The organism is Flavobacterium galactosidilyticum (assembly GCF_020911945.1).
GTDB lineage: Bacteria > Bacteroidota > Bacteroidia > Flavobacteriales > Flavobacteriaceae > Flavobacterium > Flavobacterium galactosidilyticum.
Genome location: NZ_CP087135.1, coordinates 1,778,206 through 1,790,763, shown reverse-complemented (window position 1 = coordinate 1,790,763; position 12,558 = coordinate 1,778,206). Strand labels below are relative to the sequence as shown.

Genomic DNA, 12,558 nt, shown 5'->3' with positions numbered 1-12,558 from the left:
ATTATACTATTTTATTGTCTTGCAATGGCATTTGACTCAACTCATCGATTCTTTCTTTTTTATAGGAAAACACCCAAATGCCTAATCCTACAAAAAAGAAGAAAAAAATCAGTAATGAGATGATAGGAAATGTCGCCACTCCATCAATAGTCTCTAAATTATGTTTTACTTGTTCGAACATGACTTTATAATTTTAGTACTATTTCTTTACTTTAATATCAGTTCCAAGTCTTTGCATATAAGCAATCATCGCTACAATTTCTCTTTCGTTCATTGGAACAAATTCCTCACCTTTAGCTTTTGCTTTTGCTTTACTTTCTTCATAACTTTTTACAAAGTCAGGATCATTTTTCAAACTTTCTTCGATTGCAATTGCTTGTTTTCTTAAGTCATCCAAACCACTTGCTACTTCAGCTTCTGTGTAAGGTACACCAAGTGTAACCATCACTTGCATTTTCTTTTGAGTATTAGAAATATCCATTGCTTTATTATCAAACAACCATTTGTAACCTGGCATAATTGAGCCTGCAGAAATACTTTGTGGGTTCCAGAAGTGGTTAAAGTGCCAGTTATCATTGTACTTACCACCTACTCTTAATAAATCTGGACCTGTACGTTTTGAACCCCACAAAAATGGATGATCATAAACAAACTCACCTGCTTTAGATTGTGGTCCGTAACGCTCTACTTCACTACGGAAAGGACGAACAGACTGAGAGTGACATCCTACACAACCTTCACGAATGTATAAATCACGCCCCTCTAATTCTAATGGAGAATATGGTTTAACACTTGTAATTGTTGGAATATTAGATTTAACCATAATGGTAGGTACAATTTGAATTACACCACCAATTAAAATAGCTATTGTTGCTAAAATTGTCAATTGAATAGGTTTTCTTTCCAACCAAGGGTGGAATTTTTCTCCTTTTACTCTTCCAGAACTAATTTTTACTAAAGCTGGTGCTTCTGCCAACTCGTCTTCAATTGCCGAACCTGCTCTTAAAGTTTGAACAATGTTATATACTAAAACAAGCATACCAGCTAAGTAAAGACATCCCCCAATAGCTCTCATCCAATACATTGGCATGATTTGAGTTACTGTTTCAAGGAAGTTACCATATGTTAAAGTTCCGTCTGGGTTAAATTGTTTCCACATAGATGCTTGTAAGAAACCAGCAACATACATAGGAATTGTATATAATATAATACCTAAAGTACCAATCCAGAAATGGAAGTTAGCCAGTTTTAGAGAGTATAATGAAGTTTTAGCCATTCTAGGAACTAACCAATAAATCATACCAAAAGCCATGAATCCATTCCATGCTAATGCACCTACGTGAACGTGAGCAATAATCCAGTCCGTATAATGCGCAATAGCATTTACGTTTTTAAGAGACAACATTGGCCCTTCAAAAGTAGCCATACCATAACCTGTAATCGCTACAACGAAAAATTTCAAAACAGGATCAACACGTACTTTATCCCATACACCTCTCAAAGTCAATAATCCGTTGATCATACCACCCCAAGATGGAGCAAGTAACATAATTGAGAAAGCAACACCTAAATTTTGTGCCCAGTTAGGCAATGCAGAATATAATAAGTGGTGCGGTCCAGCCCAGATGTAAATAAAAATTAACGACCAGAAGTGAACGATTGATAGTCTGTAAGAATACACAGGGCGATTAGCAGCTTTAGGAACAAAGTAATACATTAATCCTAAGAACGGAGTTGTTAAGAAAAATGCAACTGCATTGTGACCGTACCACCATTGTACTAATGCATCTTGAACTCCTGCGTAAACAGAATAACTTTTCCAAGCAGAAACTGGAATTTCTATATTATTGAAAATATGTAAAACCGCAACAGTAACAAATGTTGCCAAGTAAAACCAGATTGCAACATATAAATGGCGCTCTCTACGTTTGATCATGGTTCCAATCATGTTGATACCCATTACAACCCAAATAAGCGTAATTGCAATATCAATAGGCCACTCTAATTCAGCATATTCTTTAGAGGAACTAAAACCTAAAGGCAAGGTAATTGCTGCAGCAACAATGATTAATTGCCATCCCCAAAAGTGAATATTACTTAATAAATCACTGTACATTCTGGCTTTAAGCAATCGCTGCATGGAATAATACATTCCGGCAAAAAAAGCATTTCCTACAAACGCAAAAATAACCGCATTTGTATGTAAGGGTCTTAATCTACCGTAGCTTAACCAAGATATTCCATCGGTCATGTTTGGGAAAAGAAACATAAAGGCTAACGTGAGCCCCACTATCATCCCTACTACGCCAAAAGCAATAGTAGCGAAAATGAATTTCTTTACAATTTTGTTGTCATAATAAAACTGCTGCATTTCCATAATTAAATTTGTTTTTTATTTTAATTTTAATGTTTGAAGTCAATAGAACTGGATTAATTCTCCTGTTTCTTTTCTTCATTATTTTCAAGCTTAGTTATTTTTTTCGTAGATTTCATCAACTCATCATCAAAAAGCATTCTGACAGATGGTGTGTAATCATCATCATATTGCCCTGTCTTTACCGCTGTAATAAAAGCAATAAAAAAACCAATAGCAATTATTATACTGATGGATATTAATAAATAAATGACACTCATAGCTTAATTTGTGTTAACAAAGTTACTTTCCAGTTTTCGAGTAAAATATGACAATTGTCATACTTGACAAAAAACGTTAAATTTTTGTGAAGATAGTTTAAAAAAAATTAGAAAAATCTACTTTCTATTAGCATAATAATTACTCATAAGTGTCACAAAACTGACAATAGTCACTGTACTTAAAGGCATTATGATAGCGGCAACTAAAGGCAATAAATTTCCGGTTACAGCAAATGAAAGTCCGACAATATTATATAATAGCGAAAGCGCAAAACTCATCTTAATTGTGGTGATAGAATTTTTAGAAAATTTCAAAAAGTAGTTTAATTTTTTAAATTCACTAGCATCTAAAATCGCATCACAAGCTGGTGAAAATACATTAACATTTTCAGAAATAGAGATCCCAACATTACTTTGTGCTAGCGCTCCCGCATCATTCAAACCGTCACCCACCATCATCACATTGCTTCCTTGATCTTGCATTTTTTTGATGAATTCTAACTTTTGCTCTGGTTTTTGATTAAAAACGAGCTCGGTACTTTTAGGTAATATTTCTTCTAAAACACTACGCTCACCCTCATTATCTCCAGAAAGAACTTTGATTTTATAGTGCTTGTCTAAAACCTCAAATAATTGCTCTAATCCTTCTCTATATTCATTATTGAAAACAAACTTTCCGCAATAAACACCATCTATTTTGATATGGACTGAAGTTTGCTGGAGATCAGGATTTTCTATTTTTTGTACAAAAGCAGCAGATCCAATTAAAATGTCATAACCGAAAATTTTAGATTGAATTCCCTTACCCACAATCTCTTCGAAATAATCTACTTTCATTTTTTTAGCAGTTGAAGCAGACTTGCTTTCTAAAAGTGGTATCGGTAAATAATCGTATAACATTCTACTCAAAGGATGGTTAGAAGCACGAAGTACAGTTTTAATCAGCAATAAATTTTCATCTGATAAAACAGTTCCTTCATAAGTTATATTTGATTTTTTGTTCGTTGTAATAGTACCCGTCTTGTCAAAAACAATGGTATCAACTTTCGCCAATTGCTCAATAACTAAAGCGTTTTTTAAATAGAATTTTTGCTTACCCATAATACGCAATACATTTCCAAAAGTAAATGGAGCAGTAAGCGCTAATGCACAAGGACAAGCAACAATAAGCACTGCGGTAAAAACATTAAAAGCAGTATTAGCATCTATAAAAATCCAATATCCAAAAGACACAAAAGCAATTAATAAAAGTATTGGGGTAAAGTATCGAGAAATGCTATCGGTAATAGTTTTATGTTTTTGCTCTACATTTTTTTGAAAAACATCGTTACTCCATAATTGCGTTAAATAACTTTGTGAAACCGAATGCAAAACCTCCATTTCGATTACTTTTCCTATTTGCTTTCCACCTGCAAAAACCTTGTCACCTGATTTTTTATTAATTGCAATCGCTTCACCCGTTACAAAACTATAATCAATTTCTGCTTGTTCAGATATCAAAATCCCATCAACAGGAATCAATTCTTGATTCCTTATAAGTAAGCGATCTCCTTTTTCTACTTCGTAAATAGGAACACTTTCCTCAGAGGCATCGGCTTTAATTTTAGTAATGGCAATTGGAAAATAGGATTTAAAATCTCTTTCAAAACTTAAGAAACTGTAGGTTTTAATTTGGAACATTTTACCCAAAAGCATGAAGAAAATCAGTCCCGTTAAACTATCAAAAAAACCAGGTCCGTAATCCATAATGATGTCAAAAGCACTTCGAATAAACATTACCACAATTCCTAAAGCAATAGGAATATCAATATTGAGCATTCTTGTTTTGATGCTTTTATAGGCAGAAACATAATAGCCACTTGCAGAATAAATAAAACTTGGCATAGCCAAAGCAAAAATTAACCATCTAAAAAAACCACGATAATGATCTAGCCAAAATTCTTTTACTTCAAAATATTCAGGAAATGAAAGCAACATTATATTTCCAAAACAAAAGAAAGCCACACCTAACTTATAAGTTAAGCTTCTATCTACATTATTGCTGCCCGTTTCATAGTTTTCTAAACTAATATACGGCTCATAGCCAATAGAACTCAATAAATAAACAATGCTTTTGATAGAAACCACCTCAGGATTATAGGTGATTCGAACTTTCTTTTCAGGAAAATTAACCTGTGAAGTGCTTATTCCCTTTTGAAGACGCTGTAAATTTTCCAGAATCCAAATACACGAGCTACAATGTATGTGTGGAATGTTAAGTGAAATAATAGCGGTCGAATTCTCTTGAAATTCCAAAAGTTTGGATACAATGCTCTCATTATCTAAAAAATCATATTTGCCGCTAATATCTTGCGGAGTTGCTCCAGGGGATTTTTCGAAATCATAATAACACGTCATATCATTGAGACTAAAAATTTCATAAACAGTCTTACAACCGTTGCAACAGAAATTTTTAGCATCAAAAATTATTTCGTCTTCTTTTATAATATCTAAACCACAATGGAAACAGTTTTGTGTGTCCATAACTTTACTCATTTTACCTGTCACAAAGGTTAAGAAATTGATTCCGTTAAAAAATGATATTTGTCATATAAATGTCTAAATTTGTTAAGTTAAAAAAACCTCTTCTACTATGATTAAATGTGAACAATGTATCGTCAGAGAATTTAGCTCCCTAAAAGCACTTTCTAAAGACGAGTTACTAAAAATTTCCGACTGTAAAACATCCCTCATTGTTAAAAAAGGAGATGTTATATTTGAAGAAGGTGAAAACGTAAATGGTATTTATTGCATCAAAGATGGTATTTGCAAACTAACAAAACTGAGTGCAAATGGCAAGGATCATATTGTGAAACTAGTTTCAAAAGGGGAATTGTTAGGACATCGTTCTATGATTAGTGACGAACCAGTTAATTTGAGTGCCGTTGCTCTTGAAGATATGGAGGTTTGCTTTATTCCAAAAACGGAAGTAATGGGATTTTTTGACAAAAACAATCAGTTCTCGATGAATGTCATGAGATCGATATGTGGTGACTTGAAAGATGCCGATGATCACATGGTCAACTTAGCGCAAAAAACCGTTAAAGAAAGGTTAGCTGAAACACTACTTTACTTAAGTGATACCTTTGGTAAAAATGAAGATAACTCACTAAAAGTACAGCTTTCCAGAGACGAGTTAGCCAGCATGATTGGCACAGCCACAGAAAGCTGCATCCGCCTTTTATCTGATTTTAAAAAATTAGATTTAATTGAATTAAATGGGAAAAAAATCATTTTAAAAGACATCAATAAACTTAAAAAAATGGCTGAATAAATTCTCTTTTATTCATTACTGAGAAATTGACTATAAATACAATAAACAGACTAAAGCCATTCATAAAACTATCGTACAGTAATAAAGTTAGACATATTTCATTTGTTAAGAGACTTTAAATTGCCACATTTTTTACAACTATAAATCTGCATCTCAGTACTTCTAAAAAAAAGCAAGATTTAATAAATTTCCGAAATATAGAAATAGTTACTAAAAACAATTTAGTTAACAGCCTAATACGAAAATTTCAATTCGATTTTAATTTTCTGACATTAGTTTATCTACTTATACATAATCGAAAGTCTTTCCATTAGCTAGTCACTTAACAATTGTAACGTCTTCGCTTCTTCCCATAATTTAAATATTTGAAAATCATAGATTTTCAATTACTATTTTTTAGGAAGTCGCTTCGCTTCTTCCCAAAATTTAAATATTTGAAAATCATAGATTTTCAATTACTATTTTTTAGGAAGTCGCTTCGCTTCTTCCCAAAATTTAAATATTTGAAAATCATAGATTTTCAATTACTATTTTTTAGGAAGTCGCTTCGCTTCTTCCCAAAATTTAAATATTTGAAAATCATAGATTTTCAATTACTATTTTTTAGGAAGTCGCTTCGCTTCTTCCCAAAAAACGTCCATTTCAGCTAAGGTCATATCCATTAATGGTTTTCCTAATTCGCTTGCTTTACTTTCTAAGTATTGAAACCTACTAATGAATTTTTTATTAGTGCGCTCCAAAGCATCTTCAGGATTTACTTTCAGAAATCGCGCGTAATTAATCATCGAAAACAATACGTCGCCAAATTCAGCTTCTATTTTGTCTTGATCACCAGCCTCGACCTCAACTTGCAATTCTGCCAATTCTTCTTGCACTTTATCCCAAACTTGATGAGATTCTTCCCAGTCAAATCCCACACCTTTTACTTTATCCTGAATTCTACTTGCTTTTACTAATGCTGGTAAGCTTTTAGGAACGCCTTCTAAAACTGACTTTTTACCTTCTTTAAGTTTTAGTTTTTCCCAATTTTGTTTAACTTCCTCTTCATCCTTGACTACTACATCACTGTAAATATGTGGATGACGATGTATAAGTTTTTCACATATTTCATTGCAAACATCAGCTATATCAAAGTCATTGGTTTCACTTCCAATTTTTGAATAAAAGACCAAATGCAATAATACATCTCCTAATTCTTTTTTAATTTCAGTCATGTCTTTGTCCAAAATCGCATCGCCTAGTTCATAGGTTTCCTCGATAGTGAGATGGCGCAGACTTTCCATGGTTTGTTTCATATCCCACGGACATTTTTCACGCAAGTCATCCATTATATCTAATAATCGTCCGAAAGCTTGTAATTGTGTTTGTCTTGAATTCATTAGAACTATTTTTTTGGTAAAAATAAAAAAATCCTGTCCAGAAAATAGCTGAACAGGATTTAAAATTATTTTAGAGTAAAATTACTACTTAGTACTTTAATCTTTCGTTTTTTGAGTTTTTTGAGTTTTATTTAATTTCAGCAACTGGAGTTTCATCTGCTATAGCAGCTACCTCTTCAGCAGCAGTAGTTACTACTTCATCAACTACTAAACCTTTTACTTGAAGTATATTATACCAGTTTAATACTTTCTTAATATCTGAAGGATATACTCTTTCGTCATCATACTCAGGTAAAATCTCCTTGAAATATGCAATTAAAGTAGCATTATCTTCTTTATGAGAAATTGCTTGACCTTTATTTTCTTTATCAGCAATTTTTTGCATGATTTCAGATAAAGGTTTTTCACCTTCATACGTATAAATCGAAATCTCAGACAATAAACTAACATTGCTTTTCAAATTCACTGTGATTTTTTTTCCATCAGCTAGTGATTCTGCTACAAATCCAGTACGAGTTTGTACTTGCAATACATATAAACCTGGTTTCCCAGAAATGGCTAATATTTTTTCTAAATTCATGTTTGTTGTAATTATTATTAAGAATTTGACTTATTATTTTTTCATTAAAGACCAAAAATCATACCAAGAGAATGTTGAAAAGATTATTATCTCCCTTTCTTACCAAAAAATTTCATTCGGTAATCTTGAAATGTTTTTCCTTCTAATATGTTTTTTAATTTCTTTTGTATTAATCTTTTTTTCAATGATGAAATTTTATCCGTAAATAAAATCCCTTCTATATGATCGTATTCATGCTGAATCACTCTTGCAATTAATCCGTCAAAAACTTCTGTTTTCATAACAAAATCTTCTTCACAGTACTCAATGGTAATGGTTGGGTTTCTATAAACATCTTCTCTAACATCAGGAATACTCAAACAACCTTCATTAAAGCTCCATTCTTCACCTTCTTCTTTTATCATTTTAGCATTGATAAAAGTTCTTTTGAATCCTTGTAATTGTTTTTGACTAGCATCATCTAATTCTTCATCATCACTGAAAGGTGTCGTATCAATTACAAATAATCGAAGTGCTAACCCTACTTGAGGAGCAGCTAATCCTACGCCATATGCATTATACATTGTTTCGTACATGTTGGCTATCGTTTCTTTTAAGTTTGGATGCTCAGCAGATAGAACTTCCCCTGTTTTTCTTAAAACTGGATCACCATATCCTATAATTGGTAAAATCATTCGCGTTGTATTAAATATTAACCTCAAAAATTGGAATACGCTTCCTTTTTATTTCAGTTTGCAAAAGTAGCAAAAAAATAGACAATGGATAATCATCCATTAATTATTAGCTAATATTAACAATTTAAGTCAAAAGTTAATCGTTTATTCTTTGAATAATTCGTACAAATCTTACCTTTGCTAGTATACAACATTATGATCTACAATATTCAAAAATTCACAGACGGAACTTACTTCACCAATGCTTTAAAAGTGACAATTGCATCGGTTCTTCCTGTCTTATTTTTTACGTTTCTCGGTCATTTTGAAATTGGTTTTACTATTGCAATTGGTGCTTTCTTTACATATCCAAGTGATATTCCAAGCAACTTAAAACACAAGGTCAATGGAGTAATTATTACAGGGTTAGCCGTATCACTTGTTAATTTGCTAATAAATATACTTTTTCCTTTTCCTTATATCTTCTACCCTATTTTAGCACTACTAATCTTCTTCCTGTGTATGCTTTCTGCATATGGACATAGAGCAACAGTAGCGTCATTCTCTGTTTTAATATCAATATCAATTGCTTTTGCACACATAAATACGGGCTCGGCTATGTTATTTCACTCCGGATTAATTCTTGCCGGGGGTTTATTTTATTTATTTATTTCGCTTATTTTTCATTATCTCAGCCCGCATCGCTATATTGAATTACAAACAGCCGATTGTATTAAATTGACTGCAAAATACCTAAAACTGCGGGGTGACTTGTGGACACTAAACGCTGATAAAAAATCGATTATTGAAAAACAATTGCATCTGCAGGTTGAAATAAACACTATTCATCAAAATATAAGAGAAGTACTTATTAGCAACTCCTCTACGTCAGGCACTTCAAATCAAAATAGAAAAATGCTTTTGATTTTTATATCATTAGTAGAAATTCTTGAACTTGCGCTATCTACGTCATTTGACCATGATAAACTTCATCAAAAATTTGATGACCAACCAAAAGTTTTGCAGACCTATCAACGATTAGCTTACAACTTAGCCGCTAGTTTAAAGCAATTAGCCAAAAGTGTAAAAAAGAGAACTACTTACATTTCCAAATATAATTTAATCAATGACCTAGAGGCATTACAAAATGCAATCAGTGATTATAAAAATGATTTGGAGAAAAATCCGAATTCTGAAGGTGTCTTTATGTTAACGACCATGCTTCACTATGCTGAAAAACAGGTTGAAAAAATAAAAGTTATCGAACGAGCCTTTGCGCTTTCGTCCAAATCACAAGATTTTAAAGGAATAGATAAGGATTTAGAAAAATTCCTAACACCCCAATACTATCCCCTAAGAACTTTAACTGAAAATTTGAGTTTCTCTTCTACTATTTTCAGACACTCGCTTCGCTTAACAATAACACTTATGATTGCTCTAGTTATTGCGGCATTTCTACCTTTTCAAAATGCATATTGGATTCTACTTACTATAATTGTAATTATGAGGCCTACTTACGGCTTAACAAAGGAACGCTCTTTTCAAAGAATAATTGGTACTATTATAGGAGGATTTATCGCTTTTGGCGTACTTTATTTCGTAAAAGACAACTATATCATTAGTATACTTTCAATTATATGTATGCTATTAGGCTTTACTTTTACTCAAATAAACTACAAAGTTAGTGCTACATTTGTGACGATGTATGTTGTTTTTGTTTATGGTATTTTAGAACCCAACATTAGTAATTTAGTTCAATACCGAATATTAGATACTATAGTTGGTGCCTTATTAGCGTTTTTAGCCAATCACTTTTTATGGCCTTCTTGGGAGTTTTTGAATATTCCAAACCAATTAGAAAAATCGATAAAGGCGAATCAAGATTATCTCAAAGAAATAGCAACTTTTTACAACAAAAAAGGAAGCATATCTACTTCCTATCGTTTGGCGCGCAAAAATGCTTTTATAGAAATTGGGAATTTGATGGCTTCTTTTCAAAGAATGTCACAAGAGCCTAAATCAAAACAAAAACAGTTGCCTCAGGTTTACAAGTTGGCAGTCCTTAATCACACCCTGCTTTCTTCTTTAGCTTCATTAGGGACTTATATACAATCTCACAAAACTACAGCTGCTTCTGAAGCGTTTAATGCTGTAGTCAGCACTGTCTATAAAAACTTAGATCATGCCATTGCAATTTTAATGAAAAATGATTCAAATTTTAAAGGAAATACACCAAAAGAGGAATTAGCTATGCATTTTACAGCATTAAAAAGTATTAGTGAAAAAGAATTAAAGGAAGGCACTCCCATTGAGGAAGAAGCATTTCAGTTAAAAATGCAGGAAGCACAATTGGTAATAGAACAATTGATTTGGCTGATTAATCTTTCGGAAAACATAGCAAAAACGACTAAAGTATTAAAAAACACCTTAACGAAAAAAGCGCTAAAATAGAGATAATCTCCACTTTAGCGCCTTTTATATCCTTATAAAGTTCTAATTATTCAGTTTTAGAACACTTGAAGTTTCTTTTCTGATTTCAAATAATAAATCTGGATTATCGTTTAATTTATGACCAAAAGAAGGAATCATCTTTTTTAATTTCTCTTGCCATTCTGGCGTTTCGAATTGATCTTTAAAACATTTCGCAATCAACTCAACCATAATAGAAACAGCAGTTGAAGCTCCAGGTGAAGCACCAAGCAAAACAGAAAGCGAACCGTCCTCAGTAGTAATCATCTCAGTACCAAATTCTAATATACCACCTTCTTTCTCGTCTTTCTTAATTACCTGAACCCTTTGTCCTGCTCTTTCCAGAACCCAATCCTTAGATTTTGCACCTGGTACATATTCTTTCAAAGCATTAATTCGATCTTTAGGCGATAGACGTACTTGCTCAATTAAATATTTTGTCAACGGAATATTCTTGATGCCAGCAGCTATCATAGGAATAATATTATCTGTTTTTATAGATAATGGCAAATCTGAATAAGATCCATTCTTTAAAAATCGAGTAGAAAAACCGGCAAAAGGTCCAAAAAGCAATGCTCTCTCGCCATCAATCATTCGAGAATCAATATGCGGAACCGACATTGGCGGTGCGCCAACGCTAGCTTTACCATATACTTTAGCTTGGTGTTTTGCAATCACTTCAGGATTAACACATTTTAGCCACTGACCGCTTACCGGAAAACCACCATATCCCTTTCCTTCTTGAACATTAGCTTTTTCTAATAAAGGCAAAGAACCTCCTCCAGCGCCAATAAAAACAAATTTTGTATAGGCTTTACTTTTCTGACCAGTAGCTAAATCCGTCACTTTTACTCTCCAAGTTTTATCATCAAGTTGCTTCAGTTTTCTCACTTCATGATGAAAATGAATGGTAACACCGTCCAATTTTGTTAAGTAACCAAAAATTTCTCTGGTTAATTCTCCAAAATTAACATCTGTACCTATTGAAACTGAAGTTGCAGCAAATTTTTCTGAATTCTCCCTACCTTCCATAACTAAAGGCATCCATTCTTTCAATTTAGAAAAATCAGAACTAAAAACCATGTCTTTAAAAAGCGGATTAGCTTGCAGCGTATCGAATCTCTTTTTAAGGAAATCTACATTTTTTTCACCCCAAACAAAACTCACGTGAGGAATACTTTTTATAAAATTCTCAGGAGAGGAAACTATATTTTCTTGGACTAAATAAGACCAAAACTGGCGTGAAACTTCAAAAGATTCTGCAATACTGATTGCTTTGTTTGGACTAATACTTCCATCCTGAGCTTCTGGCGTATAATTAAGCTCACAAAAAGCGGAGTGTCCCGTTCCTGCATTATTCCACGCATCAGAACTTTCAGCAGCGGCAATATCTAATCTTTCGTAAATTTCAATTTTTAAATCGGGCTGTAATTCTTTTAGAATTAAGCCAAGAGTGGCACTCATAATACCAGCTCCTATAAGAATTACGTCACTATCTGTTGGTATGGTTGTATCAGGCATAAAAAAAAT

The 12,558-nt window shown here is 32.7% G+C and carries 10 protein-coding genes; 2 read left to right on the top strand and 8 right to left on the bottom strand.

What is annotated here, in order from left to right; all coding sequences use genetic code 11:
- Position 1: 1 nt before the first annotated feature.
- The 4 genes from LNP27_RS07860 to LNP27_RS07845 form a co-directional block, all read right to left on the bottom strand.
- The gene (locus tag LNP27_RS07860) at positions 2-181 is read right to left on the bottom strand and encodes a CcoQ/FixQ family Cbb3-type cytochrome c oxidase assembly chaperone (protein ID WP_229941089.1); all 180 of its coding nucleotides are present in this window, start codon (positions 179-181) and stop codon (positions 2-4) included.
- A gap of 18 nt (positions 182-199) precedes the next feature.
- Positions 200-2,377: a cytochrome-c oxidase, cbb3-type subunit I gene (gene ccoN / locus LNP27_RS07855; protein WP_229941088.1), complete on the bottom strand. Its 2,178-nt coding sequence runs from the start codon at positions 2,375-2,377 to the stop codon at positions 200-202.
- A gap of 53 nt (positions 2,378-2,430) precedes the next feature.
- A complete protein-coding gene (gene ccoS / locus LNP27_RS07850) occupies positions 2,431-2,634 on the bottom strand; it encodes a cbb3-type cytochrome oxidase assembly protein CcoS (protein WP_229941087.1) in 204 nt (67 codons plus the stop codon).
- 117 nt (positions 2,635-2,751) lie between these two features.
- Positions 2,752-5,157 (bottom strand): heavy metal translocating P-type ATPase, encoded by a 2,406-nt coding sequence (locus LNP27_RS07845; RefSeq protein WP_229941086.1) that lies wholly within the window; start codon positions 5,155-5,157, stop codon positions 2,752-2,754.
- Between the two features lie 109 nt (positions 5,158-5,266).
- Between LNP27_RS07845 and LNP27_RS07840 the strand changes: the two genes are divergently transcribed.
- Positions 5,267-5,947 (top strand): Crp/Fnr family transcriptional regulator, encoded by a 681-nt coding sequence (locus tag LNP27_RS07840; RefSeq protein WP_229941085.1) that lies wholly within the window; start codon positions 5,267-5,269, stop codon positions 5,945-5,947.
- A 596-nt stretch (positions 5,948-6,543) separates the two neighbouring features.
- Here LNP27_RS07840 and mazG read toward each other — a convergent pair.
- The 3 genes from mazG to def form a co-directional block, all read right to left on the bottom strand.
- Positions 6,544-7,326 (bottom strand): nucleoside triphosphate pyrophosphohydrolase, encoded by a 783-nt coding sequence (mazG, locus tag LNP27_RS07835; protein ID WP_229941084.1) that lies wholly within the window; start codon positions 7,324-7,326, stop codon positions 6,544-6,546.
- Between the two features lie 127 nt (positions 7,327-7,453).
- A complete protein-coding gene (locus LNP27_RS07830) occupies positions 7,454-7,906 on the bottom strand; it encodes a DUF5606 family protein (protein WP_229941083.1) in 453 nt (150 codons plus the stop codon).
- Between the two features lie 86 nt (positions 7,907-7,992).
- On the bottom strand, positions 7,993-8,580 hold the full coding sequence (def, locus tag LNP27_RS07825) for a peptide deformylase (protein ID WP_229941082.1): 588 nt from the start codon (positions 8,578-8,580) through the stop codon (positions 7,993-7,995).
- Positions 8,581-8,775: 195 nt separating this feature from the next.
- Here def and LNP27_RS07820 point away from each other — a divergent pair, with 195 nt between their 5' ends.
- Complete coding sequence (locus LNP27_RS07820; RefSeq protein ID WP_229941081.1) at positions 8,776-11,010, top strand: FUSC family protein; 2,235 nt, start codon at positions 8,776-8,778, stop codon at positions 11,008-11,010.
- 42 nt (positions 11,011-11,052) lie between these two features.
- On the opposite strand, the gene LNP27_RS07815 is transcribed toward LNP27_RS07820, so the two are convergent.
- Positions 11,053-12,549: a malate:quinone oxidoreductase gene (locus LNP27_RS07815; RefSeq protein ID WP_229941080.1), complete on the bottom strand. Its 1,497-nt coding sequence runs from the start codon at positions 12,547-12,549 to the stop codon at positions 11,053-11,055.
- Positions 12,550-12,558 lie beyond the last annotated feature (9 nt).

Excerpts from the sequence above, each read along its gene's own strand:
- LNP27_RS07860 (WP_229941089.1), bottom strand. The coding sequence starts at position 181 with ATGTTCGAACAAGTAAAACATAATTTAGAGACTATTGATGGAGTGGCG.
- ccoN (WP_229941088.1), bottom strand. The coding sequence starts at position 2,377 with ATGGAAATGCAGCAGTTTTATTATGACAACAAAATTGTAAAGAAATTC.
- ccoS (WP_229941087.1), bottom strand. The coding sequence starts at position 2,634 with ATGAGTGTCATTTATTTATTAATATCCATCAGTATAATAATTGCTATT.
- LNP27_RS07845 (WP_229941086.1), bottom strand. The coding sequence starts at position 5,157 with ATGGACACACAAAACTGTTTCCATTGTGGTTTAGATATTATAAAAGAA.
- LNP27_RS07840 (WP_229941085.1), top strand. The coding sequence starts at position 5,267 with ATGATTAAATGTGAACAATGTATCGTCAGAGAATTTAGCTCCCTAAAA.
- mazG (WP_229941084.1), bottom strand. The coding sequence starts at position 7,326 with ATGAATTCAAGACAAACACAATTACAAGCTTTCGGACGATTATTAGAT.
- LNP27_RS07830 (WP_229941083.1), bottom strand. The coding sequence starts at position 7,906 with ATGAATTTAGAAAAAATATTAGCCATTTCTGGGAAACCAGGTTTATAT.
- def (WP_229941082.1), bottom strand. The coding sequence starts at position 8,580 with ATGATTTTACCAATTATAGGATATGGTGATCCAGTTTTAAGAAAAACA.
- LNP27_RS07820 (WP_229941081.1), top strand. The coding sequence starts at position 8,776 with ATGATCTACAATATTCAAAAATTCACAGACGGAACTTACTTCACCAAT.
- LNP27_RS07815 (WP_229941080.1), bottom strand. The coding sequence starts at position 12,549 with ATGCCTGATACAACCATACCAACAGATAGTGACGTAATTCTTATAGGA.